Annotated in this window: 24 protein-coding genes; 21 read left to right on the forward strand and 3 right to left on the reverse strand. The window is 69.1% G+C overall.

Annotated features, from left to right (window positions below; all coding sequences use genetic code 11):
• From EOJ32_RS16090 to EOJ32_RS16100, 3 genes are all read left to right on the forward strand, one after another.
• Positions 1–1,305, forward strand: a complete 1,305-nt coding sequence (locus EOJ32_RS16090; protein WP_127899432.1) for an AAA family ATPase — start codon at positions 1–3, stop codon at positions 1,303–1,305.
• The gene (locus EOJ32_RS16095) at positions 1,302–2,405 is read left to right on the forward strand and encodes a ParB N-terminal domain-containing protein (protein WP_127899433.1); all 1,104 of its coding nucleotides are present in this window, start codon (positions 1,302–1,304) and stop codon (positions 2,403–2,405) included. The genes EOJ32_RS16090 and EOJ32_RS16095 overlap by 4 nt, the downstream gene beginning before the upstream one ends.
• A 189-nt stretch (positions 2,406–2,594) precedes the next feature.
• On the forward strand, positions 2,595–3,527 hold the full coding sequence (locus tag EOJ32_RS16100; RefSeq protein WP_127899434.1) for a DMT family transporter: 933 nt from the start codon (positions 2,595–2,597) through the stop codon (positions 3,525–3,527).
• Here the strand turns inward: EOJ32_RS16100 and EOJ32_RS16105 are convergent.
• Positions 3,500–4,177: a GntR family transcriptional regulator gene (locus EOJ32_RS16105; protein WP_045999854.1), complete on the reverse strand. Its 678-nt coding sequence runs from the start codon at positions 4,175–4,177 to the stop codon at positions 3,500–3,502. The two genes, EOJ32_RS16100 and EOJ32_RS16105, sit on opposite strands and share 28 nt — an antisense overlap.
• 114 nt (positions 4,178–4,291) lie before the next feature.
• On the opposite strand from EOJ32_RS16105, the gene EOJ32_RS16110 reads away from it, so the two are divergent.
• From EOJ32_RS16110 to madM, 4 genes are all read left to right on the forward strand, one after another.
• Positions 4,292–5,590: a malonyl-CoA decarboxylase domain-containing protein gene (locus tag EOJ32_RS16110; protein ID WP_127899435.1), complete on the forward strand. Its 1,299-nt coding sequence runs from the start codon at positions 4,292–4,294 to the stop codon at positions 5,588–5,590.
• 23 nt (positions 5,591–5,613) lie between these two features.
• Positions 5,614–7,128 (forward strand): malonyl-CoA synthase, encoded by a 1,515-nt coding sequence (locus tag EOJ32_RS16115; RefSeq protein ID WP_127899436.1) that lies wholly within the window; start codon positions 5,614–5,616, stop codon positions 7,126–7,128.
• Between the two features lie 70 nt (positions 7,129–7,198).
• Complete coding sequence (madL, locus tag EOJ32_RS16120; protein ID WP_045982998.1) at positions 7,199–7,591, forward strand: malonate transporter subunit MadL; 393 nt, start codon at positions 7,199–7,201, stop codon at positions 7,589–7,591.
• Between the two features lie 4 nt (positions 7,592–7,595).
• Positions 7,596–8,360, forward strand: a complete 765-nt coding sequence (madM, locus tag EOJ32_RS16125; RefSeq protein ID WP_045999851.1) for a malonate transporter subunit MadM — start codon at positions 7,596–7,598, stop codon at positions 8,358–8,360.
• Positions 8,361–8,372: 12 nt separating this feature from the next.
• Here the strand turns inward: madM and EOJ32_RS16130 are convergent, their stop codons facing one another.
• On the reverse strand, positions 8,373–9,071 hold the full coding sequence (locus tag EOJ32_RS16130) for a GntR family transcriptional regulator (RefSeq protein WP_127899437.1): 699 nt from the start codon (positions 9,069–9,071) through the stop codon (positions 8,373–8,375).
• 205 nt (positions 9,072–9,276) lie between these two features.
• Here EOJ32_RS16130 and EOJ32_RS16135 point away from each other — a divergent pair, with 205 nt between their 5' ends.
• The 11 genes from EOJ32_RS16135 to EOJ32_RS16185 all read left to right on the forward strand — a co-directional run bounded on the left by EOJ32_RS16135 (position 9,277) and on the right by EOJ32_RS16185 (position 23,258).
• Positions 9,277–10,503: an NRAMP family divalent metal transporter gene (locus EOJ32_RS16135; RefSeq protein WP_045999849.1), complete on the forward strand. Its 1,227-nt coding sequence runs from the start codon at positions 9,277–9,279 to the stop codon at positions 10,501–10,503.
• Between the two features lie 9 nt (positions 10,504–10,512).
• Positions 10,513–11,280, forward strand: a complete 768-nt coding sequence (locus EOJ32_RS16140; protein WP_127899438.1) for a LamB/YcsF family protein — start codon at positions 10,513–10,515, stop codon at positions 11,278–11,280.
• Positions 11,277–12,047 (forward strand): putative hydro-lyase, encoded by a 771-nt coding sequence (locus EOJ32_RS16145; RefSeq protein WP_127899439.1) that lies wholly within the window; start codon positions 11,277–11,279, stop codon positions 12,045–12,047. The genes EOJ32_RS16140 and EOJ32_RS16145 overlap by 4 nt, the downstream gene beginning before the upstream one ends.
• Positions 12,044–13,597 (forward strand): urea amidolyase family protein, encoded by a 1,554-nt coding sequence (locus EOJ32_RS16150; protein ID WP_127899440.1) that lies wholly within the window; start codon positions 12,044–12,046, stop codon positions 13,595–13,597. The genes EOJ32_RS16145 and EOJ32_RS16150 overlap by 4 nt, the downstream gene beginning before the upstream one ends.
• The gene (locus tag EOJ32_RS16155) at positions 13,587–15,338 is read left to right on the forward strand and encodes a biotin carboxylase N-terminal domain-containing protein (RefSeq protein WP_240542562.1); all 1,752 of its coding nucleotides are present in this window, start codon (positions 13,587–13,589) and stop codon (positions 15,336–15,338) included. Before EOJ32_RS16150 ends, EOJ32_RS16155 begins: the two co-directional genes overlap by 11 nt.
• A gap of 76 nt (positions 15,339–15,414) precedes the next feature.
• Positions 15,415–15,639: a hypothetical protein gene (locus tag EOJ32_RS16160; RefSeq protein ID WP_045983681.1), complete on the forward strand. Its 225-nt coding sequence runs from the start codon at positions 15,415–15,417 to the stop codon at positions 15,637–15,639.
• Positions 15,640–15,723: 84 nt separating this feature from the next.
• Complete coding sequence (gene treZ, locus EOJ32_RS16165) at positions 15,724–17,406, forward strand: malto-oligosyltrehalose trehalohydrolase (RefSeq protein WP_127899441.1); 1,683 nt, start codon at positions 15,724–15,726, stop codon at positions 17,404–17,406.
• The gene (gene treY, locus EOJ32_RS16170) at positions 17,403–19,646 is read left to right on the forward strand and encodes a malto-oligosyltrehalose synthase (protein WP_127899442.1); all 2,244 of its coding nucleotides are present in this window, start codon (positions 17,403–17,405) and stop codon (positions 19,644–19,646) included. Before treZ ends, treY begins: the two co-directional genes overlap by 4 nt.
• A 137-nt stretch (positions 19,647–19,783) precedes the next feature.
• Entirely contained in the window at positions 19,784–20,941 is a 1,158-nt protein-coding gene (locus EOJ32_RS16175) for a sugar phosphate nucleotidyltransferase (RefSeq protein WP_240542563.1), read from the forward strand.
• Positions 20,934–22,976, forward strand: coding sequence for a glycogen debranching protein GlgX (glgX, locus tag EOJ32_RS16180; RefSeq protein ID WP_127899443.1), 2,043 nt, complete (start codon positions 20,934–20,936; stop codon positions 22,974–22,976). Before EOJ32_RS16175 ends, glgX begins: the two co-directional genes overlap by 8 nt.
• Positions 22,977–23,012: 36 nt before the next feature.
• Complete coding sequence (locus EOJ32_RS16185) at positions 23,013–23,258, forward strand: DUF2934 domain-containing protein (protein WP_052715213.1); 246 nt, start codon at positions 23,013–23,015, stop codon at positions 23,256–23,258.
• 91 nt (positions 23,259–23,349) lie between these two features.
• Here the strand turns inward: EOJ32_RS16185 and EOJ32_RS16190 are convergent, their stop codons facing one another.
• Positions 23,350–23,556 (reverse strand): hypothetical protein, encoded by a 207-nt coding sequence (locus EOJ32_RS16190; protein WP_127899444.1) that lies wholly within the window; start codon positions 23,554–23,556, stop codon positions 23,350–23,352.
• A 108-nt stretch (positions 23,557–23,664) separates the two neighbouring features.
• Between EOJ32_RS16190 and EOJ32_RS16195 the strand changes: the two genes are divergently transcribed.
• The 3 genes from EOJ32_RS16195 (at position 23,665) to EOJ32_RS16205 (ending at position 25,676) form a co-directional block, all read left to right on the forward strand.
• Positions 23,665–24,222 carry a sigma-70 family RNA polymerase sigma factor gene (locus tag EOJ32_RS16195; protein WP_045983686.1) on the forward strand — a complete coding sequence of 186 codons (558 nt, stop codon included), beginning with the start codon at positions 23,665–23,667 and terminating at the stop codon, positions 24,220–24,222.
• Positions 24,219–24,539 (forward strand): hypothetical protein, encoded by a 321-nt coding sequence (locus EOJ32_RS16200; RefSeq protein ID WP_127899445.1) that lies wholly within the window; start codon positions 24,219–24,221, stop codon positions 24,537–24,539. Before EOJ32_RS16195 ends, EOJ32_RS16200 begins: the two co-directional genes overlap by 4 nt.
• 114 nt (positions 24,540–24,653) lie before the next feature.
• Positions 24,654–25,676, forward strand: a complete 1,023-nt coding sequence (locus tag EOJ32_RS16205; RefSeq protein ID WP_164871478.1) for a Hint domain-containing protein — start codon at positions 24,654–24,656, stop codon at positions 25,674–25,676.

The following is a 25,676-nucleotide window of genomic DNA, read 5'->3' on the forward strand; positions in this document are numbered from 1 at the left end:
ATGTATACGCACGACGACCTTGCCCGTCTGCAGGCCCAGTCCCTCAAGATGCAGGGCTGGATTCGCCGCCAGACCTTCAGCCCCGCCAACGAGAAGACGCTGCGCCGCTTCTCCTCTTGGGAGGTGGCCGAGCTGATCTTCCGCATCAACCAGTCGACCTTCCGCGGCAAGCTGGCGGCGGACCCGAACCTTCCCCTCGGGGAAGTCGAGGAGGACGGGCGCCAGCGCTGGTTCAGCTTGGAGGAGGTGAACGAGCTGCGTCGCCGCATCCGCGTGGGCAAGAAGTCCCTGATGCCGCCCCGCCCCGCCGGCAAGCGCGCCTTCCGCGCGGCCATCGCCAACTTCAAGGGCGGTGCGGGCAAGTCGACCGTGGCGCTGCACTTTGCCCATGCGGCAGCGCTGGACGGGTACCGGGTCCTGGTCGTCGACTTCGACCCGCAGGCGACCCTGTCTCATTCGATGGGCTTGAACGACGTGGGCGAGGATCACACGGTCTGGGGCATCATGGCGCGCGACCTTGAGCGCGAGACCGAACGCATGAACACCTCCAGCGCCGGGGCAGAGACGGGGACCGCCCTGCCCCATCGCAAGTTGCCCGCGTCGATCCGCGACATGGGTCTGGGCACGCTTCGGCCCGCGGACTTCATCAAGCCGACCGCCTGGCCCACGATCGACATCGTCCCCAGCTGCGCCAACGCGGCCTTCGTCGAGTTCGCCAGCGCCCAGTACCGGCACCTGAACCCGGAATGGACCTTCTTCGGGGCCGTATCGCGTTTCCTGGACAGCCTGGCGGACGATGCCTATGACCTGATCCTCTTCGACTGTCCTCCGGCCATCGGGTACCAGTCGATGAACGCGGTCTTTGCCGCCGACATGCTGTATATCCCGTCCGGCCCCGGCTATTGGGAGTATGACAGCACGACCAGCTTCATCGGTCAGTTGGCCGAGGCGCTGGAGGATCTGTCCCACGGGTTCGAGAACTTCCCCACGGGGAAGATCAGGTTGCCCAAGGCATTCGCCGACATCCGGTTCCTGATGACGCGATATGAGCCGTCGAACGAGCTGCACCAGGCGATGTTCGCGGCCTTTCGGCAGGTCTTCGGGGATCGGCTGGCGCAGAACCCGATCGAACTGACCCGCGCGGTCGAGCAGTCGGGCCGGTTCCTGTCGTCGATCTATGAGATCGATTACCGAGAGATGACGCGCGGGACGTGGCGCCGGGCACGGGCGACCTTCGATCAGGCCTATGAGGAATTCCGCGGCCACGTGCTGACCGCCTGGACCGAGCTGGAGGACGCGCAATGAGCCGCAAGCGCCGGATGTTCGACATCGACATCCCCGAGGACGACGCTGAAACCGGCTTCCCCGCGGGGAAGGTCCAGCCCGACGGCCGCCGCGGCCCCATGGCTGTCGCCATCAGCGAAACGGCGGAATCGACGCGCGACCGCGCGGTCATCGAGGCGCAGATCCGCGCCGAGAACGATGCCCTGGCGCAGGAGCATGTGCGGCTGAAGCGGGCAGGGCTGATCACCGACCTGATCCCGCTGGACATGATCGACACGACCAAGCTGATCCGTGACCGCAAGCCGGTCGCCGATTTCGACATGGCCGAGCTGGTCGCCTCGATCCGCGACATCGGCCTGTCGAACCCGATCCGGCTGGAGCCGTCCGAGGGTGGGCGATACGAGCTGATCCAGGGGTGGCGGCGGCTGTCGGCCTATCGCCAGCTGCTGGAGGAGACGGGTGATGCCGAGGCCTGGGGCCGGATCCCCGCGGGCATCGCCGCGCGCGGGGACCAGCTGGAGGCGCTGTACCGCCGCATGGTGGACGAGAACCTGGTGCGCAAGGACATCTCTTTTGCCGAGATGGCGCAGCTGGCGGTGCATTACGCGATGGATCCGCTGACCGCGGAGAACGATGCGGAAAAGGCCGTGGCGATCCTGTTCCGGTCGGCGGGCTATCAGAAGCGCAGCTATATCCGGAACTTCATCCCTCTGGTCGAGCGCTTGGGCGAGGTGCTGATGTATCCGCAAGAGATCCCGCGCGCCCTGGGCCTGTCGCTGTCGCAGCGGCTGGAGGAGGTGCCGGGCCTGGTCACGGCCATCCGGACCGAGCTGAAGGACTGGGACACGCGGTCGATCACCGACGAGCTGGCCGTGCTGCGCCGCTATGCGGGGCAGGGGGGTGAGGCGCTGCCCGAGGGACCCGCACCGCGGACCGCCCCACCCGCACCGCCGTCGACCGCCAAAGCCAAGACGACCTTCCAGCTTGCGCGCCCGCAGGGCAGCGCGAAATGCACCGCCGCCAATGGTCGCCTTGAGATCCGCCTGCCGCGGGACTTTTCGACCATCGACCGGCGCAAGCTGGAGGCGGCGGTGGCCGCCATGCTGGACCAGATCGAGTGACCTTCCCCGCGGGGAAGGGCGGGGGCCCTTTCCCGCGGCCAGCACCTTCCCCGCGGGGAAGGTGCGACACAAACCATTGATATATATACCTATAGCATATCTACCTGACGCTGTGTCGATGTCGGTTGCAGATCGTGCAATCCCGTCGTAGCACCAAGGCCGACCCCCAACGGTACCAAGGCGCCCGGCATGCCCCCCAGTGATTCCCCGATGCGCGGCATCGCGTTGAAATGCATCAGCGTGACCGTGTTCACCCTGATGGCCGCGCTGATCAAGGCGACCGCCGACAGCGCCCAGATCCCGCCGGGACAGCAAGTGTTCTTTCGGTCATTCTTCGCCCTGCCGGTGATCCTGGGCTGGCTGGTGCTGCGGTCGGAACTGCGGGTCGGCCTGCTGACCGCGAACCCGATGGGGCACCTGTATCGCGGGCTGGTCGGGACGACGGCGATGGCGCTGAACTTCTGGGCGCTTGGCCTGCTGCCTTTGCCCGAGGTGACGGCCATCGGCTTTGCCGCGCCCCTACTGGTCGTGGTGCTGGCCGGGATGTTTCTGGGAGAGAACGTCCGCGCCTTTCGGCTTGGCATGGTCGGGCTGGGGCTGGCCGGGGTGCTGATCGTGCTGTCGCCGCAGCTGCAGGCGGGGACGGCGGGCGACCCCTTGCGGATGCTGGGCGCGGTCGTGGCGCTTGGCGGGGCAGGGGCCGCGGCCCTGGCGCAGATCTTTGTCCGCCAGCTGGTCCAGGTCGAGCGGACATCGGCGATCGTCTTCTGGTTCTCGGTCACCTCGACGGGGCTGTCGCTGCTGACGCTGCCCTTCGGGTGGGTGATGCCGGGGGCCTGGGTGCTGGCGCAGCTGGTCACCACGGGGCTGCTGGGCGGGCTGGGGCAGATCCTGCTGACCTCGGCCTATCGCCATGCCGATGCGTCGGTGGTGGCGCCGTTCGACTATGTCGCGATGGTCTGGGCGGTGGCCCTGGGCTGGTACGTCTTCGGCGAGGTGCCAAGCGCGGTGGTGATCGGCGGGTCCTGTCTGGTGATCCTGGCGGGCATCCTGATCATCTGGCGCGAACACAGCCTGGGGCTGGAACGCCGCCGTCAGCGCAAGGCCACGCCCCCGGCCTGAGGCGCCGACAGGCTGCCCACCACGGCGACCAGGTCGCGGAAGCGTTCGCCCTGGACCAGCACGTGATCGGTCATCGCCTGCGCCGCGCCGCAGGCGTCGCCCGCCGCGATGGCCGCGGCGATCTGGCGGTGTTCGGCCAGCGAATTGGCGACGCGCCCCGGCGATTGCAGCTGCCGGCGGCGATAGGGTTGCAGCACCGCCTGCAAGCGCAGGGTCTCGGTTTCCAGAAAGGCGTTGTGAGCGGCGCGATAGATCGCCTGATGAAAGGCGGTGTTTTCGGCATAGTACCGGTCGGGGTCGTGGCGCGCGCCTTCGCAGGCGGTCAGGGCGGTGTCGATGCGGGCCAGGTCCTGCGCATCGGCGCGCCGGCAGGCCAGGCGTGCGCAGAAGGATTCCAGCTCGGCCATCAGTTCGAACCGGTCCATCAGCTCGGGCACGCCCAGCTTGGCCACGAAGGTCCCGCGTTTGGGCTGCACGATCAGCAGGCCCGACGCCTCCAGCGCCTGCAGCGCCTCGCGCACGGGGGTGCGCGAGCAGCCATAGTCGCGCGCGACCTGGTCGGGGTCGATCTGCTGGCCGGGGGTCAGGCGGCCGTCCACGATGGCGTTTTCCAGGGCAAGGCGGATGCGCTGTGCGGTGGGGAGGGTCATGTCGGCACCTGTTCTGTCCTGCATTTCACCGCAGCGGTTGCGAAAAGTCCATCATCGCCGTTGTTGTATACAACAGGAGTGAATCAGTGTATATCACGGCGGGGGAGGATCATCATGGGCAAGCAGAGACTGGGATTCCTGTCGGACTTCGTCGAGGCGATCACGCGGCGCAAGCGTGGCGGCGAGGCCGAGACGCTGAAGGCGCTGGCGCGCCCCGCATCCGAACGCGCGCGGGTGGCCTGTGCGGTGCTGATGGGGCGGATCGGGGATGCGGCGCGGGTCGCGGTGGCCGAACAGGCGCTGTCGGCCTATGCCGAGCTGGACGCCGAGGAGCGGCTGGCCTTCTTTCGCAGCCTGCGCGACGATCACGGTGTGGATGCCGACGCAATCCGGGCGGCCTATGCCGCGTGGGACGCCCAGCCCGATGCCGCGGGCGTCGCGCGCCTTTTCGAGGTGGTCGAGCCTGCCCGCCAGACCCTGCTGCGCCGGCTGAACATGGCGCCCGGCGCCACGCTGCGGCTTGTGCGGATGCGTCAGGACCTGCTGGCCGCGATGCGCACCGACCCCGATCTGGCGCCGATCGACCAGGATTTCGCGCATCTGTTCGCCAGCTGGTTCAACCGCGGCTTTCTGACCATGCGCAGGATCGACTGGAACGCGCCCGCCGCGATTCTGGAAAAGCTGATGGAATACGAAAGCGTCCACCAGATGCAGGGCTGGCCGGACCTGAAGCGGCGGCTGGCCGACAATGACCGCCGTCTGTATGCGTTCTTCCACCCCGCCACCGGGGACGAGCCGCTGATCTTCGTCGAGGTCGCGCTGACCCAGGGCATGCCCGACGCGATCGGCCCGATCCTGACCGCGCCGGATGCGCGCGAAACGGCGGCAGCGGACACGGCGGTCTTCTATTCGATCAACAACAGCCTGCCCGGGTTGAAGGGCGTCAGTTTCGGCAACTTCCTGATCAAGCAGGTTGTGGCGCAGCTGTCGGCGGACCTGCCCGAGCTGCGCTGCTATGTGACGCTGTCGCCGGTGCCGGGCTTTGCCGCGTGGCTGGCCACGCAGGACGACGCGGCGGAATTGCGCGGCGCGTTGGCCGGGGGCTGGGACGATGACGCGGTGGACGCGCTGCGCCCGCAGGTCCTGGCGTGGGGCGCGCGCTATATCGCCCAGGCCAAGGCGCGGGGCGGGCTGCCCGCCGATCCGGTGGCGCGGTTCCACCTGGGCAACGGGGCCTGCGCGCATCGGCTGAACTGGCCCGCCGACCTGGCACCCTCGGCGCTGAAATCGGCGCATGGGCTGATGATCAACTATCTGTACGAACTGGACCGGATCGAGGACCGGCACGAGGCCTTCGTCCGCGACGGCGAGGTGGCGCTTGGCGCCCAGATCGCCGAGGCGCTGAAGGCGTGACGACAATGAGGGAGGAGACGAGCATGCAGACCATCCACGACCATTTCATCCAGACCGCCGAGGTGATGCAGGGCAAGACCCTGTTCGAACGCCCCGGCCAGCCCGACATCAGCTTTGCCCGGATGCGCGGCATGGTCGAGGCGCTGGCGGGCGCGCTGACCGCGGCGGGCGTGGCGCCCGGCGACCGCGTGGCCGTTCAGGTCGAGAAGTCGCCCGAGGCCATCGCGCTGTATCTGGCGACGCTGCAGGTGGGCGGGATCTTCCTGCCGCTGAACACCGCCTATACCGGGGCCGAGATCGACTATTTCATCGACGACGCGGCACCGCGGCTGTTCGTGTGCGACCCTGCGCAACTGGCGTCGCACGGGCATCGGGCCGGGGACGCGCTGACGGTGCTGACGCTTGGCGCGGACGGGCAGGGGACACTGGCCGAGCGTGCCGCCGCGGCCACCCCGCGCGAGGACGCGCATCCCTGCGGGCCGGACGACCGGGCCGCGATCCTCTATACCTCGGGGACCACGGGGCGGTCCAAGGGGGCGGTGCTGACGCATGGGAACCTGGCGTCCAACACCGAGGCGCTGCTGGAGCATTGGCGGTTCGACGCGAATGACCGGCTGATCCACGCGCTGCCGATCTTTCACACGCATGGGCTGTTCGTGGCCGCCAACATGGCGCTGGTCGCGGGCGCCACGATGATCTTCCTGACCAAGTTCGACGCCGAACAGGCGATCGACCTGATGGACCGCGCCACCGTGCTGATGGGGGTGCCGACCTTCTACACCCGCCTGCTGAAATCGCCGCGCCTGGATCGCGACGCGACCGCGAACATGCGGCTGTTCGTGTCCGGGTCCGCGCCGCTTCTGGCGGAGGATCACCGTGCCTTCACCGAACGGACCGGGCACCGCATTCTGGAGCGATACGGCATGACCGAGACCTGCATGATCACCTCGAATCCCTATGATGGCGATCGCATCGCGGGGGCGGTGGGCATGGCGCTGCCCGGCATCACCGTGCGCATCACCGACCGCGAGACCGGCGCGCCCGTCGCACCCGGAGAGATCGGCCTGATCGAGGTCAAGGGACCGAACGTCTTCGAGGGCTACTGGAACATGCCCGAAAAGACCGCGGCCGAATTCCGCCCCGACGGGTTCTTCATCACCGGGGATCTGGGCACGATCCAGGAGGACGGATACCTGCGCATCGTCGGTCGCGACAAGGACCTGGTGATCTCGGGCGGGTACAACGTCTATCCCAAGGAGGTCGAGGAGGCCATCGACGCGCTGCCGGGCGTCCTGGAAAGCGCCGTGATCGGCCTGCCCCATCCCGACCTGGGCGAGGCGGTGACCGCCATCGTCGTGCCGAAATCGGGCACGCTGGACGCGGATGAAATCCGCGCCGCGCTGTCGGATCTGGCGCGCTTCAAGCAACCCAGGCAGGTGATCGTCGTCGATGCCCTGCCGCGCAACGTCATGGGCAAGGTGCAGAAGGCCGAACTGCGCAAGGCCCATGCGGGACTGTATTCGCAGGCCATGGCCTGACATCCGGCCGCCCGGGCCCGCGTCGAGGAGGACGCGGCCCGGGGCACCGGCCATTCAACGGGAGGAAACCATGATAATCTATGGAGTCGCGGCCTTGGCCGCCTGTCATCTGGCAGGCGTGATCTTGGGCGATCTGCTGGGCGTCATCCTGGGCGTCCAGTCCAACGTGGGCGGTGTGGGCTTTGCCATGCTGCTGCTGATCGTGTCGACCGATTGGCTGCGCCGCACCGGGCGGCTGCCGCAGCTGTCCGAACAGGGCATCCTGTTCTGGTCGGCCATGTATATCCCCATCGTCGTGGCGATGGCGGCCCAGCAGAACGTCGTGGCGGCCCTGGCGGGCGGTCCCATCGCGATCATCGCGGGCGTCGGCGCGACCATCGCCTGCGTGGCGCTGGTGCCCGTGGTGGCGCGGATCGGCGGGCAGGATGCGCCCCTGCCGCCCCTGATGGCGCAGGAGGTGTGACGCGATGGAGATGATCACCGAAATCCTGTCCAAGAACGGGCTGGTCTTCGCCTTCGTCGTCGTGGGCGTCGTGATGTGGGTGTCCTATCAGCTGTCCGACCGGCTGTCTGCGGGGCGGCTGCACGGTTCGGCCGTGGCCATCATCATCGGCCTGGTGCTGGCCTGGCTGGGCGGGCTTGCCACCGGCGGGTCCAAGGGGCTGGCCGACGTGCCGCTGTTCGCGGGCATCGGGCTGATGGGCGGGGCCATGCTGCGCGACCTGGCCATCGTGTCGACCGCCTATGGCGTCGACATCCGCGAGATCCGCAAGGCCGGGGCCGCGGGCGTCGTGTCGCTGGCCCTGGGGATCTTCGTGTCCTTTGCGGTGGGGGCGCTGGTCGCGGCGGCCTTCGGCTATACCGATGCGGTCAGCATGGCCACCATCGGCGGCGGGGCCGCGACCTATATCGTGGGTCCGGTGACCGGCACCGCCCTGGGCGCCAGTTCCGAGGTCATCGCCCTGTCCGTCGCCGCGGGCCTGCTGAAGGCGGTCCTGGTGATGATCGGCACGCCCTTCGTCGCACCGCTGATCGGACTGAACAACCCGAAATCGGCGATGGCCTATGGCGGGCTGATGGGTACGACAAGCGGCGTCGCGGGCGGCCTGGCCGCCACCGACAAGCGCCTGGTGCCTTATGGTGCGATGACGGCTACGTTCTATACGGGGCTGGGCTGCCTGATGGGGCCGTCGGTCATCTATCTGATGCTGCTGGCCGTCACCGGCGGCTGAGGCGGCGCGGCGTCACCCGCGCGTGACGCCGTTCTCCAACCGGGCAAAGGCCGTCATCACGACGCGTTCCGACCGGTCCAGATAATCGGCCAGCCGGGTGGCGGCGGCCTCCATGTCGCCCTGCTGGACCAGCTCCAGGATCGCGCCGTTCTCTTGCAGGAACGGCGCGTGCAGCTGTTCGGGACTGTCCAAGAGCCCGAAGGCCAGCCGCAGCTCCGCCATCGCCTGCGCGAAGAAGGCCGTCAGCCGCGGGCTGTCGGTCAGCGCCACGATGGCCGCGTGAAATGCCATGTTCGCGCTGCCCACCCCGCGCCAGTCGCCGGCCTCGCGCGCGATGCGGGCCTGGGCCACGCATTCGGCCATGCGCAGCACAGCCGCGTGGCGGGGCCAGGCCTGGGCCAGGGCCGGCACCTCGATCAGGCGGCGGACGCGATAGATGTCCAGCACCCCCGCCATCGTCGGCACCGCGACCGAGACGCCGCGATTGGGCGCATGGGTCAGCAGGCCCTCTCGCGTCAGCAGGCGGAACACCTCGCGCAGCGTGTTGCGCGACACGGACAGATCGCCCGCCAGCCGCGTCTCCGACAGCCGTTGTCCGGGGCGCAGGTGCCCCGCGATCACCTGTGCGCGCAACCGGGCCGCGGTGTCTTCGGCCAGGCCGGACGGGCTCTGTCCAGTCGCGATGGTACCTGCGGGATTCGTGTCGGTCATGGGTCGTCCTGTGATGTCGGGTCGATCATGGCGGGACGGCAGGGACAGGGCAAGCGGGCGGTTGCCCTGATTCCGGGCAGATTGCCGCGCAGGTCATACGGGATTGTTCAACAAAACACACGCGACTGTCAGATAATCGTTGACGGATCACGGAATCGTGGCAGGCTGGGGGCAATCAACAACAGTCCGACACGGGGAAACATCCATGACCACCGACCGCAGCGTTGCGGCCGCCAGCCTTCGCGGAGGCCTTCTGGCGGCGATCTTCCTGATGGCGACATCGGCCATCGGCCCGGGCTTCATCACCCAGACCGCGACCTTCACCGCCCGGATGGGATCGGCCTTCGCCTTCGCGATCCTGGCCTCGATCCTGATCGATTTCGTGGTCCAGCTGAACATCTGGCGCATCACCGCCCTGACCGGCAAGCGCGCGTCAGAGACCGCGAACGCGGCAATTCCCGGCGCGGGCTATCTGCTGACGGCGCTGGTCGTCATCGGCGGGCTGGCCTTCAACGTGGGCAACATCGCGGGCGGCGGGCTGGGCCTGAACGCCATGCTGGGTCTGGACCCCAAGATCGGCGGCGCGATCACCGCGGTGCTGGCCATCGCGATCTTCCTGTCGCGGCAGGCGGGGATCCTGCTGGACCGGGCGATCATCGGGCTGGGCATCGTGATGATCCTGCTGGTGTTGTTCGTGGCCGTGCAGTCGAACCCGCCCGTGGGCGAGGCGCTGCGCCAGACGATCTGGCCCGACACGATCGATTTCGCCACCATCACCACCATCGTGGGCGGCACGGTCGGCGGATACATCACCTATTCCGGCGCGCACCGCCTGCTGGACAAGGGCCTGACCGGCCCGCACAATCTGACCGCCGTCACCCGCGCGGCGCTGACCGGGATCGCGGTCACGGGCGTCATGCGCTTCGTGCTGTTCTTAGCGATCCTGGGCGTCGTCGCGTCGGGCGTGACGCTGGACCTGTCGTCGCAGGCAGCGAACCCCGCAGCGCAGGCGTTCCAGGCGGCGGCCGGCGATTGGGGGATGCGCGTGTTCGGCGTGGTCCTGTGGGCGGCGGCGCTGACCTCGGTCATCGGGGCGGCCTATACCTCGGTCAGCTTCCTGGACGTGGTAGGCGTGCGCAGCGATGCGGCGCGGTCCAAGGCGACGGTGGGGTTCATCGCGTTCTCGCTGGCGGTGTATCTGGCGCTTGGCACGGCGCCGGCGGCGATCCTGGTCTTCGTGGGCGGCTTCAACGGGTTGATCCTGCCCATCGGCCTGACGATCTTCACCTATATCGGCTATGCGCGGTCCGACCTGATGGGTGGGCACCGCTACAACCGGGTGCTGCTGGCACTTGGGGCCATCGTCTGCGCGCTGACCTGGTACATGGGCGCGCGGTCGGTCACCACCATCTTTGCCTTCCTGGGCGTGTAAGGAGGATCCATGCCAATCGACCTGAACAGCGACCTGGGTGAGGGCTATGGCCCCTGGACCATGGGGGACGACGCCGCGATGCTGGACATCGTCAGTTCCGCCAACATCGCCTGCGGCTTTCACGCGGGCGATCCGGCGGGGCTGCTGGCGGTGCTGCGTCAGGCGGCGGCGCGGGGCGTCGCGGTGGGGGCCCATGTCAGCTATCCCGACCGCGTGGGCTTCGGGCGGCGCACCATGGATGTGGCGCCCGACGACCTGACCGCCGACGTGATCTATCAGATCGGCGCGTTGCAGGGTCTGGCGCGGGCGGCGGGCACGCGGGTCACTTACGTGAAGCCGCATGGCGCGCTCTACAACACCATCGCCGATGATGCGCGCCAGGCCGATGCCGTCATCGCGGGCATCAGGGCCGTGGACCCGTCGCTGGTGCTGATGGGTCTGGCCGGGGCGCCCGTGCTGGACCGCGCGCGCGCCGCGGGCCTGACCGTGGTGGCCGAGGCCTTTGCCGACCGCGCCTATACCGCCGCGGGCGCGCTGGTCTCGCGCAAACAGCCGGGCGCGGTCCTGCACGACCCAGACCTGATCGCCGCGCGCATGCTGCGCCTGGCGACGGAGGGCGTGCTGGAGGCCGAGGATGGCAGCATCCTGCGCCTTGAGGCCGACAGCATCTGCGTGCATGGCGACAGCCCCGGCGCGGTGGCCATCGCGGCCCGGGTCCGCGATGCGCTGGTCGCGGGCGGGGTCACCGTCGCGCCCTTCGCCGGGGGTGGGGCATGACCCCGGCGCAGGCGCGGCTGGCTGCGCGGCAGGGGCCTGCGTGCCCGACCTCGGGTCAGGCGCCGGGCTTTACCCAATGCAACATGATCGCGCTGCCCCGCGATTGGGCCTGGGATTTCCTGCTGTTCGCGCAGCGGAACCCGAAACCCTGCCCGGTGCTGGACGTGACCGATCCGGGCAGCCACCGCACGGTCATGGCGCCTGACGCCGACCTGCGCACCGACATCCCCCTCTATCGCATCTGGCGCGACGGCGTGCTGACCGAGGAGGTTACCGACGCCACCGCCCATTGGGCCGAGCATCCCGACCTGGTGACCTTCCTGATCGGCTGCTCCTTCACCTTCGAAGGGGCGCTGATGGCGGCGGGCATTCCGGTCGCGCATGTCGATCAGGGCTGCAACGTGCCGATGTTCCTGACCGACCGCGAGTGCCGCCCGGCGGGGCGGATGTCGGGGCGGCTGGTCGTGTCGATGCGCCCCATCCCCGCCGACCGCGTGGCCGAAGCCGCGATGATCTCTGGCCGCACCCCCGCCGTCCATGGCGCGCCGGTGCATATCGGCGCGCCCGAGGCATTGGGCATCGCGGACCTGCAGCGGCCCGATTTCGGCGATCCGGTGCCGGTCGGTCCGGGTCAGGTGCCGGTCTTCTGGGCCTGCGGGGTGACGCCGCAGGCGGCGGTCATGGCCTCGCGCCCGCCCTTCGCCATCACCCATGCACCGGGGCACATGTTCGTCACCGACGTGCCCGAAACGCGGTGGCAGGCATGACCCGCGTCCTGCCCATCGGGCCCCGCGCCTTTCTGGTCGAGCTGGCCGATCTGGACGCGACGCTGGCGCTGTTCGACGCGCTGGCGGCCGATCCCGTCGCGGGCGTGGCCGAGATCGTGCCCGCCGCCCGCACGCTGATGGTGACCACCGATCCCGGCGTTCCGGCCGATGCGGCGCTGGCCCGCGCCGTGCTGGCCCGCGAGCCCGCCCCCGGCACCGCGCCTGCGCCCCGTAGCGCGGAGACGGTCGAGATCCCCGTGACCTATGACGGCGAGGATCTGGCCGAGGTCGCGACCCTGATGGGCCTGACCACGGATGAGGTCATCGCCGCCCATCAGGCCGCGACCTGGCAGGTAGCCTTCTGCGGCTTTGCGCCGGGCTTCGCCTACATGACCTGCGCGGATGCGCGGTTCGATCTGCCGCGCCGCCCCGCGCCGCGCACCAGGATCCCGGCGGGGTCGGTGGCGCTGGCGGGCCGGTTCTGCGGCATCTATCCGCAGGCCAGCCCCGGCGGCTGGCAGCTGATCGGCCGGACCGAGGTGCCGATGTTCGACCTGACCCGCGACGTGCCCGCGCTGCTGCGCCCGGGCGTCCGGGCGCGCTTTGTGAGCGGGTCCGCGCGGGTGCATCTGGTCACGGTCCCGGACCCCGCGCCCGTGACCGGGCTGCGCGTGGTCCAGACCGCCTTCCCGATCCTGGTGCAGGACGCCGGGCGCATGGGGCAGGCGGGGCAGGGGGTCAGTGCCTCCGGCGCGCTGGACCTCGGCGCACTGCGCCGCGCGAACCGCGCGGTGGGCAACCCCGCGGGGGAGGCCGCGCTGGAGATCACGCTCGGCCCCGTGCGCCTGCGGGCGGAGGTGGCGATGACCCTGGCCCTGACGGGTGCCGCGACGGCCCGCGTGGGCGGGCGGGCGCAACCCGTGACCTTCGCGCTGGATGCGGGGGACGAGGTCACAATCGACCCGCCCGCCCGCGGCATGCGCAGCTATCTGGCGATCCGGGGCGGGTTCGACGTGGCCCCGGTGCTGGGCTCCTGCGCCACGGATTCGCTGGCGCAGATCGGACCCGCGCCGCTGATGGCGGGCGATGTGCTGGCCCCCGCGGGCCGCGCGGCGGGGGCGGTGACCGATCCCGGCCCGGGTCCGGACCTGCCGCAGGCGGGGGCGGTCTTGACCCTGCCCGTGACGCTCGGGCCGCGCACCGACTGGTTCGACGATGCCACCGTCCAGCGGTTCCTGGCGCAGGAGTGGACGGTCACGCCGCAATCGTCTCGCGTGGGCATCCGCCTGTCGGGCGAGGCGCTGGCCCGCGAGGACGCGCGCGAACTGCCAAGCGAGGGCACCGCGACCGGCGCCATCCAGGTACCCCATTCCGGACAGCCCGTGCTGTTTCTCGCCGACCATCCGCTGACCGGCGGCTATCCGGTCATCGCGACGCTGCACCCCGCGGCGCTGGACCTGGCGGGACAGCTGCCGCCCGGCACGCGCATCCGCTTTGCCGCCGACGCCCCTTTTGCCGATATCGACCCGGAGGCCTCCGATGTTTCGTGACACCCCCCTGACCCCGATCCGCCGCATCCTGATCGCCAACCGCGGAGAGATCGCCCTGCGCGTCATCCGCGCCTGCGCCGACGAGGGCATCGAATCGGTGGCGATCTATGCCGATCCCGACCGCGATGCGCCCTTCGTGCGCGCGGCCGATCAGGCCTGGACGCTGGAGGGGCATCGCCCCGCCGACACCTATCTGGACGCGGCCAAGGTGCTGGCCATCGCCGCGCGCGCTGAGGTCGATGCGATCCATCCCGGCTATGGCTTCCTGTCGGAAAACGCCGATTTCGCCCGCGCGGTGCAGGATGCGGGCATCCTGTGGATCGGCCCCGACCCCGACGTGATCGACGCGCTTGGCGACAAGATTCGCGCGCGAGAGATCGCCCAGGCCGTGGGCGCGCCCCTGGTCGCGGGCAGCCCCGGTCCCATCGCCAGCGGGGCCGATGCGCTGGCCTTTGCCCGCGAACACGGCCTGCCTTTGGCAATCAAGGCGGCCTTTGGCGGCGGTGGGCGCGGCATGCGCGTGGCCCGCGATCTGGCAGAGGTCGAGGAGCTGTTCGACGCCGCCACGCGCGAGGCGGTCACCGCCTTCGGTCGCGGTGAATGCTATGTCGAACAGTTCCTGGACCGCCCCCGCCATATCGAGGCACAGGTCCTGGCCGACCGGCACGGCACGATCAAGGTGCTGGGAACCCGCGATTGCTCTCTGCAGCGCCGCAACCAGAAGCTGGTCGAGGAGGCCCCCGCGCCGTTTCTGACCGACGACCAGCGCGCCCGCATCCATGACAGCGCCCGCGCGATCTGCGCCCATGCGGGATACAGCGGCGCGGGCACGGTCGAGTTCCTGCTGTCGGCCAATGGCACGATCAGCTTCCTGGAGGTGAACACTCGCCTGCAGGTCGAACATCCGGTGACCGAGGAGACGACCGGCATCGACATCGTCCGCGCGATGATCCGCGTGGCGCAAGGCGCGCGCCTGACCGATGACGGCGTGCCCGAACCCACCGGCCACGCGATCGAGTTCCGCATCAATGCCGAGGACCCGGGCCGGGGCTTTCTGCCCACGCCCGGCCCGATCACGCTGTGGTCCGCGCCCGGCGGCATTGGCATCCGGCTGGACAGCGGCGTCGAACAGGGCGGCCAGGTCGCGGGCCAGTTCGATTCGATGATGGCCAAGCTGATCGTCACTGGCCCCGACCGCGCGACCGCCATCGCCCGCGCCCGCCGCGCGCTGCGCGAATTCCGCATCGAGGGCGTGGCGTCCGTCCTGCCCTTCCACCGTGCGGTGCTGCAGGCGCCGGAGTTCACGGATGATTTCGCCGTCCACACGCGCTGGATCGAAACGGATTTCGCCGACCGCCTGGCCGCCGCGGTCCAGCCCGCCGACCGTGTGACCCCCGTCCCGGACCAGCCCATGCTGCGCCTGTCGATCGAGATCGACGGCAGGCGTCATGACCTGGCGCTGCCCCAGGGGGTGCTGGCCGCAGCCGCCCCTGCGGCGCCGCAGGAGGTGGCGTCCGATCCGGATTGCGTCAGTGCGCCGGTCGCGGGGACGCTGTCCTTGTGGCAGGCGTCCGACGGGGCGCAGGTCCAAGCCGGAGAGGTGATCGCGGTGATCGAGGCCATGAAGATGGAGACCAGCATCGAGGCCCCGCATGCCGGTCGCCTGACCCGCCTTGCGGCGGAGGGCGCGACCCTGGCGCATGGGGCGCCGCTGGCCCGGATCGACCCCGGCGAGGGATGACCCCATAGGGCTATTCCCGGGGTGGGTATCCGTGATATTCTGCACGTTGTGAATGTCACCCTTGTCCGAGGTCCCGATGAAAGAGCCGACCGCCCATGCCCGGCCGGGCCCCTTGGCCGTCCAGGCACGGGCCGAATTCACGTTGGACATGCTGCGCAACCTTGTCGTGGTCTTCGAGGCCGCCGCCGAGGATCGCAGTGTGCTGGTCGAGATGGGGGACCGCGGGGTCTGGGCCGTCACCCATGACGGGCACCGCCTGTTCATTGGTCAGACGGCCGCGCCACCGCCGCTGGATGCCTGATCCGATTGCTTTTTGTCAGAATGCGGGAACGCCTTCGCATCCCGGTCATTGACCCCCGCAGCCACTGTCGGAGGGACCGGGACGATGCGACACCTTTGGGGACCGGTGCGGGATGACGACGGCCTGACCTTCCGCCTGTGGGCGCCGCGGGCGCAACAGGTCGACCTGCTGGTCGACGGGCAGGCGCAGCCCATGCACAAGGGCGATCTGGACATCTGGCAGGCCCGCAGCCATGCCACCCCCGGCGCCCGCTATCTGTTCCGCGTGGACGGCACCGACATGCCCGACCCGGCCAGCCGCTTGCAGGCGGGGGGCGTGAACGCCGCATCCGTGGTGACCGACCCGCCGATGCCGCAGGAATGGGCAGGACGCCCCTGGTCCGAGGCGGTCATCTATCAGTTGCATGTCGGCTGCTTCACCCCCGAGGGCACGTTCTCTGCCGCCGTCGACCGGCTGCCGGGGCTGGCAGCGCTTGGCTTCACCGCGATCCAGCTGCTGCCCGTGGGCCAGTTTCCCGGCAACCGGGGCTGGGGCTATGACGGCGTGCTGCCCTATGCCCCGCATCCGGCCTATGGCAGTCCGGGCGATCTGCGCCGGCTGATCCGGGCCGCGCATGATTGCGGGATGATGGTGATCCTGGACCTGGTGATGAACCATTTCGGCCCGGACGGCGCGTGGATCCACCACGCGGCGCCGGACTTCTTCGACCCCGACCGGCATACGCCCTGGGGCGCGGCGATCGATTTCTCGCGTCCGCAGGTCTGCGATTTCTGGATCGGCTGCGCGATGCACTGGCTGCGGGATTATGGCTTCGACGGGTTCCGGCTGGATGCGGTGCACCAGATCACCGGGCCGGGTTCGGCCCAGTTCATGAAGGACCTGGCCGCCGAAATCGCCACCCTGACCCCCCGCCGCCACCTGATCACCGAGGACGAGCGCAACATCCCCGACCTGCGCGAGGTGGGCTATGACGCCAGTTGGAACGACGATTTCCATCACGCGGTCCATGTCGCACTGACCGGGGAATCGGACAGCTATTACGCCAGCTTTGCGGTCGACCCGATCGCCGACCTGACGCTGGCCCTGTCGCGCGGCCATATCGAGGAGGGCCAGCCGCGCGAAGGCCTGGATCATCCGCGCGGCGTGCCCTGCGGTCACCTGCCGCCGACGGCCTTCGTGAACGCGATCCAGACGCATGACCAGATCGGCAACCGCGCCTTGGGAGAGCGCCTGCTGACCCTGGCCAAGCCCGATGCCGTCCGCGTCGCCTATGCGCTGCTGCTGGTCGCGCCCTATGTGCCGATGGTCTTCATGGGAGAGGAGCGCGGAGAGACCGCGCCGTTCCAGTTCTTTGCCGATTATTCGGGCGATCTGGGAGAGGCCGTCCGCAAGGGCCGCGCATCCGAGTTTCCGGGCATCGCCAGCCTGGGCGACGGCGTGCCGGACCCCATCGACCCCGCGACCATGGAGCGGTCGCGCCTTGGCTGGCGCGACGATCCCGACGCCCGCGATTGGATGGACCTGACCCGCCGGGCTCTGGCGTTCCGCGCGGCCCATGTCGTGCCGCTGCTGAACAGCGGCAAGCCCGAGGCCAGCGTCACCCGCGAGGGGCCGGGCCTGATCCGCGCCCTGTGGCAGTTCCCCGGCGGCGGCCTTGCGCTGTCGCTGGCCCTGGGCCAGCCTGACCCGACACCGTTGCCCGATGCCGACCTGTCCGTGGGACAGCCCGGCGATCTCTTTTCCCTGACCGTGAAAGCCTTGTCATGATTCCGCGTATTCCGACTGCCACCTGCCGCATCCAGCTGCGCGAGGGGGTGGATTTCGCGGCCCTGACCGGACGCCTGGACCAGATCGCCGATCTGGGCGTGTCCCACCTGTACCTGTCGCCGATCTTTGCCGCGACCGAGGGGTCGACCCACGGCTATGACATCACCGATCCGACCCGGATCGACGACAGCCTTGGCGGGGCAGAGGGATTTGCCGCGCTGGCCGAACAGGCCAAGGCGCGCGACCTGGGGATCATCCTGGACATCGTGCCGAACCACACCGCGTTTTCCGTGCAGAACCCGTGGCTGGCCGACGTGCTGACGCATGGCCGGTCCAGCCCGCGCGCCCGGCATTTCGACATCGACTGGCAGGCAGGGCCGCTGGTCCTGCCCTGGCTGCCCGCCCCGTTCGAGCAGATGCTGACCGAGGGCGCGTTCCGCGTCCGCGATGGCCAGTGGATGTTCGGCGATTTGGCGCTGCCGCTGGCGCCCGGCACGAATGCCACCGACGATCTGCGGGCCCTGCACGAGGCGCAGCACTGGCGGCTGGTCCATCACGTGCTGGAGCGGGACGGCATCACGCATCGGCGGTTCTTCAACGTCACCGACCTGATCGGCATGCGGGTCGAGGACCCGTCGGTGTTCGAGGACACCCACGCGCTGATCCTGGAGCTGGTGCGCAGCGGTCAGGTTCAGGGACTGCGGGTGGACCATGTCGACGGGCTGGCCGATCCTGCGGACTATCTGGACAGGCTGGCGGCGGCGTTGCCCGACACGCCGATCTGGATCGAGAAGATCCTGACGGGCGACGAACCGCTGCCCGATGCCTGGGCGACCGAGGGCACGACCGGCTATGAAGCCGGGCGCCTGATCACCCGCATGCTGACCCCCGCCGCGGGGCTGGAGCGTCTGGACGATGCCTGGCACGACGCCATCGGCCCGACGCCGTCCTTTGCCGACACCCTGACGCAGGCCAAGCACGAGATCCTGGACAACGAGCTGGCCGCCGAGCGGATGCAGCTGTCGCGCATGGCGGCCCATGCGCTGGCGCCGGTCTCGGAGGTCGAACCCGGCCCCGAGGCCCTGCGCGAGGCGGTGACCGCGCTGTTGATCGCCACGCCGCGCTATCGCACCTATGTCACCGCACGGGGCGCAGACGCCGATGATCGCGCGCTGATCGAGCAGGTGGCCGAGGAGGCCGCCAAGGGGCTGCGCAGCGATCTTGTGGTGCGACAGCTGGCCGGGGTCTGGGCCGAGCCGTCCACGCCCGCGCAGCAGGCCTTCGTCACGCGGTTGCAGCAGGTCTCGGGCGCGCTGCTGGCCAAGGCGCAGGAGGACACGGCCGGCTTCCGCTGGACCCGCTATCTGCCCGCGAACGAGGTCGGCGCCGAACCCGACGAGGCGACCATCACCGGGCCCGAGGCGACCGAGGCCATGGCCCGCCGCCGCGTAGGCGACATGGTTCTGACCTCGTCCCATGACAGCAAGCGGTCCGAGGATGCCCGTGCGCGCCTGATCGCCGCAAGCCACCTGCCGGAGGATCTGGCGGCGCTGGATCAGGCCGCGGCCCGGATGCCGCAGGCGAAGGGCGTGGACCCGCGCTGGCGGTGGTACATGGTGCAGACCGCCCTGGCCCTGCACGGGGCCGAGGATGCGGGCGAACGCGTCAACACCCATGTCGAGAAGGCCCTGCGCGAGGCCAAGCAGGAAAGCTACTGGACCAACCCCGACGAGGCGGTCGAGGGGCGCATCGCCGATCTGGGCCGCGCCCTGCTGGAGGAGTGGGACCGCGATGCGCCCGCTGCCCTGACGCGGCTGCTGGAACGGGGACAGGCGCTGATCCTGGCGCAGCTGATGTTCAAGATGGTCATGCCGGGCTTTCCCGACGTCTATCAGGGCACGCAGGGCCTGTTCCTGGCACTGACCGACCCGGACAACCGCCGCCCCGTGCCGTGGGATGCACTGGCCGCGGGCGATCAGGGAGACGACATCGGCGCGGTCAAGGCCCGCTGGACCCATCGCCTGCTAGCGTTGCGGGCGCAGATGGCCGATCTGCTGGATGATGCCGATACGCGGGTCCAGATCGACGATGCGGGCATCGGCCTGACGCGCCGCGCGAGCAAGCGACAGCTGATCGCCCGCCTGGATCTGCCCGGCGGGGCGGCAGCGGCCGACGACGGTGCCGAAATTCTGGACTGGCATGGGCCCGACGGCTGCCGGGTGCATCTGAGAGAGGCATGATCCCCTTTCGCCCGATTGATATTTGACGCGCGTGGGAACAACCGGAGGGCATGGCGGTTCGACAGGTGACGCGCCACAAGCCCTTCTCCATTGGGCAGCATGGCGGGATGAAACCCTAGCCTGCAAGAGATGTCGCCATGTCAGAATACATGCCCGCCGTGCCGCGCCTGGCCACCCCCGTCACCCGTCCTGCGCCCGTCCCCGTCACCGGGGTCGCGACCCTTCTGCTGGCGGGGGGAAAGGGCACGCGCCTGCATGAACTGACCGCCCGCGACAGCAAGCCCGCCGTGCCCTTTGCGGGCGCGAACCGTATCATCGACTTTGCGATGGCGAATGCCGTGCGGTCCGGACTGCCGCGGATGCTGGTCGCCACGCAATACGCGCCGCACAGCCTGCATCACCACCTGCCGACACGGTGGGGCCACCGTTTCCCCCAGGCCGGCTTGGCCCTGCGCGATGGTCAGGACCGGTTCATGGGCACCGCCGACGCCGCGCGCCAGACCTGGGACGCGCTGGAGGCGATGGGTGGCGATCAGGTCCTGATCCTGGCGGCCGACCATGTCTATGACATGAACTATGCCGATCTGCTGGCGGCGCATCGCGTGTCGGGGGCGGCGGTGACCGTGGCCGTCGACACGGTACCCCGGGCCGAGGCGCGCGGCTTTGGCGTCATGCAGGCCGACGCGCAGGGTCGCATCCTGTCGTTCCTGGAAAAGCCCGCCGACCCCCCCGGCATGATCGATCAGCCCGATCGGGCTATGGTGTCGATGGGCATCTATGTCTTCGACCGCCGCTGGCTGCAGGAGGCGCTGTTCGACAGCCCGGTCGAGGCGATGGATTTCGGCCATGACGTGATCCCCGATGCGGTGGCGCAGGGCGTGGCCGGCGTGTGGCGGATGCCCGCCGGGCCGTCGGGCCGCGGCTATTGGCGCGACGTGGGCACGCTGGACGCGCTGCGCCGCGCGCAGCTGGATTTCGTGTCGGCCGAGCCCGCGCGCCTGCCTTTTGCCAGCCCGGCATCCGACTGGTACCTGGGACGCGGCAGCATCGCCATGCCGGGCGCCGTGGTGCCCGAAAGCGCCCGCCTGACCTGCACGCTGGTCGCCCCCGGAACGCAGGTCCCCCCGGGACTGGTCACCGGAGAGAACGCGACCGAGGACGCCCGCTGGTTCACCCGCACCCCGGCGGGAACCGTCCTGATCACGCAAACGATGCTGGACCGCCGTGCCGCGCACGCGCATATCCGTCGTTCCGTCACCCCACCCCCTTCCAACCGCCGAGGACTTCATGCGTGATCTGACCACCCCTCCTATCTTTGATGCCACCCAGGCCCGTTCCGACATCCTGGGCGCCGAATTCATGGGCGAGGGGACGAATTTCGCGCTGTATTCCGACCACGCGACCAAGGTCGAGCTGTGTTTGTTCGACGACGAGGGCCAGGAGGAACTGTACCGCCTGCCCTTGCCGGACATGGAGGGGGGCATCTGGTTCGGATACCTGCCCGACATCATGCCGGGCCAGGTCTATGGCTATCGCGTGCACGGCCCCTACGAGCCCGAGAACGGCCACCGCTTCAACCCCAACAAGCTGCTCTTGGACCCCTATGCCCGCGAACTGCGGGGCGAGATCATCTGGGACGATGCGCTGCATGGCTATACGATCGGCGAGGACGACCTGTCCTTTGACGAACGCGACAGCGCGCCCTTCATGCCCAAGGGCGTGGTCGTGGACAGCCGCTTTGACTGGGACACGGAACGCGCGCTGCGCACGCCCTGGGCGGACACTGTCATCTATGAGGCCCATGTCAAGGGCGTGACCAAGCGCCATCCCGACGTCCCCGAGGACCTGCAGGGCACGTTCCGCGGCCTGGCGACCGAGCCGGTGATCAGCCACCTGCAGAAGATCGGCGTCACCGCGATCGAGCTGCTGCCGATCCATGCCTTCGCCAACGACCGCTATCTGGTCGAGAAGGACCTGTCGAACTACTGGGGCTATTCGACCCTGTCGTTCTTCGCGCCTCATACGCCTTATCTGAAGACGGGCCAGATCCGCGAGGTCAAGGAGGCGATCCGCAAGTTCCACAAGGCCGGGATCGAGGTCATCCTTGACGTGGTCTTCAACCACACCTGCGAAGGGTCCGAGCTGGGCCAGACGCTGTCCTTCCGCGGCATCGACAATGCCAGCTACTATCTGCTGTCCGAGGACAAGCGCCACAGCTTCGACACCACGGGCACGGGCAACACGCTGAACGTCGCGCATCCGATGGTGCTGCGCATGGTGATGGATTCGCTGCGCTACTGGGTGCAGGTGATGCATGTCGACGGGTTCCGGTTCGACCTGGCATCGACCCTGGGCCGCGAATCCGAAGGGTTCGAGCGTGATGGGTCGTTCTTCAATGCCATCCGCCAGGACCCGGTCCTGTCCGGCATCAAGCTGATCGCCGAACCCTGGGACATCGGCGAGGGCGGCTATCAGGTCGGCGGATACCGCTGGCCGTTCCGCGAATGGAACGACAAGTTCCGTGACGACACTCGCGCCTTCTGGCGCCGCAATTCCGGCCAGCTGGGCGTCATCGCCGAGCGTCTGGTCGGATCGCCGGTGCAGTTCAACCACAGCCATCGTCCGGCCACCAGTTCGGTGAACTTCGTCGCGGCGCATGACGGGTTCACCCTGTGGGACACGGTCAGCTATTCCGACAAGCACAATGACGCCAATGGCGAGGACGGGCGCGACGGGCACGACCACAACCTGTCCGACAACCTGGGCGCCGAGGGGCCGACGGACGATGCGGGCATCGACACCGCCCGCGTTCGCCGTGTGCGCGGCATGCTGGCCACCATCTTCCTGTCGCAGGGCGTGCCGATGATCCTGGCCGGGGACGAGATGGGCAATTCCCAGGACGGCAACAACAATGCCTATTGCCAGGACAACGAGATCAGCTGGCTGGATTGGGACGGCGCGCGCGCCGACATCCGCGATGCCGTGGCGGCGCTGACCGCGTTCCGCAAGGACAGCGGTCTGGCACAGACGCATTTCAGCGGACCCGAAGGCCAGCCCGTCGCCCGCTGGTTCCACCCGCGCGGCGATGCGATGACCGACGCGGACTGGTCGGAAGGAGAGTTGCGGATCCTGGGCCTGATGCTGCAGCCCACTGACGCGCCCGAGATCCTGATCATCGTGAATGCGGGCGATGATGGCGAATTCGCCCTGCCCGAAGGCGACTGGACGCTGCGCATCGACACGGCGCGCGACGACGTCGCCTGCATGGATACCGTTTCAGGGGTTCTGCCCCTGGGATGGCAAAGCGTGGTGGCCCTGACCCGTGCGTGAGGACCGCCCCGACCCGAAGTCTCATCAATGGAGGACATGATGACCGATCTGGACAAAGACGACCTGATCCGCGCCCGCGCCCATCAGATCTGGGAAAACGAGGGCTGCCCCGAGGGCCAGGAGGCCGACCACTGGGCCCGTGCCACCGCTGAGATCGAGGCCGGTGCAGGACAGCCTGACGCCGCGCAATCCGCAGCCGATGCCGGTGAGCGCGCCGAGGAGGAGGGCAACGTCCCCTCGGCCGTCGCCGGCCCCGCGGCGCGTCGTCGCGCGGCCCGCTGATCGCCGCAGGCATGACGTGAAAATAGGGCCGCGGCGCTGAAACCTTCGGCGCCGCGGCCCGTATCTTTCTGCAGGGCCCGAACGGTTCGGGTCAGGCCGCGATGGCGGATCGGGGACGCATGACGCGGGCGACGGCCAGCATCGACGTCACCGCGCCGGCCAGCGTGGACAGCAGAAGGATCATCAGCAGCGCCTGCACCGCCGTGACGTGCAGCAATGATACCGCCGCCACCGCCGCGATCAGGGGGATATGGATTCCGGCAAAGACGATCAGCATGATCTTGGTCCTGATGCTCATCCTGGCAATACCCTCCGGCTGTTTTGAATCAAATGATCGACAACTTGAAATTGTGGTCCAGTCTGGAACTATGCAGCACGACCATCAAAAATCAAGACTGTACGGTTCATGACGGATCACGACGACAACGTTCGGATGCTTGTGGCCATCGCGGCCGGATCGCGGGCGGACTTCGCCGACTTCTATCGCACGAATTGCGACATGGTGTTCGCAATTCTGCTGCGGATGTTGCGCGACCGCACCGATGCCGAGGATCTGCTGCAGGAGGTGTTCGTCCGGGTCTGGACACGGGCCGGCCGCTATGACCCGCGGCTGTCGAATCCGCGGACCTGGCTTGTGGCGATCACCCGCAACGCGGCCATCGACCGGCTGCGTTCGCGGCAGGTGCGCCCGGTCACCCAGCCCGTCGATCCGGGCCTGCCCGGTCCCGGTCCTGGCCCCGAGGCGCAGGCGATCGCCGCCGATCAGCGGACGCGGCTGGACGGTTGCCTGGATGAACTGGACGCAGACAAGGCGCAGGCCGTGCGCCGGGCCTATCTTGACGGCTGGAGCTATGAGGAGCTGGCCCGCGATGCGGACGTTCCCCTGAACACGATGAAGACCTGGCTGCGGCGGTCGCTGCAGCGTCTGCGCGCCTGCATGGATCAATTCACGGACCCCGAATGACCGACCCCTCGACCGACGACATCATGGCTGCGGAATACGCCATCGGCCTGCTGGACCCGGAACAGCGGGCCCTGGCGGATCGGCGTCTGGCCCGCGACCCGGTCTGGGCGGGACTGGTCGCCGCCTGGCAGATGCGCCTGTCGCCGATGAACGGGCAGTTCGGATCGGTGCCGGCGCCCAATGTGCTGCCCCTGATCCAGCGGCGGCTGTTCGGTCCGCCGGTCCGCCGATCGCCCCTGTCCGGCGTGCCGGTCCCTGTGATCGTCGGTGTGGTGCTGGCCGCCAAGGCGCTGGTGCTGTGGGTGCTGCTGGGATGACAGGACATCGCACGGCCATGTGCATAACGCGCAAATATTCCCGTTCAAGGTGAAACAAACAGTACTGTGGTTGCGTATCTTCCGGATGCACGACCCATGCGCCGGAGCCTCGTCATGTCGCACGCCCAGGACGTCTGTTTGCACGACTATGCCGGGCCCGTCCTGGCGGGACAGCTGTTGGACGGGCGACAGGTCCTGCGGCTGGACGCGTTCGGCCCGCGGCGGTCCGGGGAGGCGCTGGACGACGGGCTGCCGCTGGACATCGGGCGGATCGTGCATCCCGAACCTGACCGTCCGGCCGTGGTTCTCGGGTCGGGCACGCTCACGCCAGCCTTCGCGGCCGGAGTCGCCGTGGTCCCGTTGGGCAGCCCGCGCACGGCGGTCCTGTTGCAGGACCGGGGCGGGGGCCTGGTGTTCCTCTTTCCCGACGGTGCGCCGGACCTGCCGGGGGCCACGCGGCTGATCGCGAAGCTGCGGCGCCTGCCCCACGCCTTTGCCGCCGGGGTGATGTGCTTTGCCCGCGACACGATGATCCGCACCGCCGGGGGCGACATGCCGGTCCAGATGCTGCGCCCCGGCATGGCGGTCCAGACCCGCGATGCGGGCCTGCAGCGGATCGCATGGATTGGCACCCGTACCCTTGGCCCCGCCCGGCTGCATGCGGAACCCGAACGGCGTCCGATCCTGATCCGGCGCGATGCGCTTGGCCCCGGCATCCCGGCCCGCGACCTGGTCGTGTCCCCCCAGCACCGCCTTCTGGTCGGGTCGCGCATCGCCCGGCGGATGTTCGACGAACCCGAGGTGCTGGTCGCGGCACAGCACCTGACCTCTATCCCCGGGGTGGGTCCGGCGCCGTGGCAGGGGGGCGTGACCTATCTGCATTTCGTCTGCGAGGAGCACCAGCTTGTCCTGGCCGAAGGCGCCTGCGCCGAGACGCTGCACACCAGCCCCGACGCGCTGAAGACCCTGTCCGAGACCGCCCGGCGCGAGGTGCTGGCCCTGTTCCCCGATCTGGGGCTGATGACGGGTGCCGCCGACGGTCCGACCCGCCCGGCGGCGCGCCGGATGCTGAACGGGGCCGAGGGGCGCCAGCTGGCCCGCCGCCATGCAGTCAACCGGGTCATGACCCAGGGCTGA

This window comes from Paracoccus sp. Arc7-R13, assembly GCF_004010775.1.
GTDB lineage: Bacteria > Pseudomonadota > Alphaproteobacteria > Rhodobacterales > Rhodobacteraceae > Paracoccus > Paracoccus marcusii.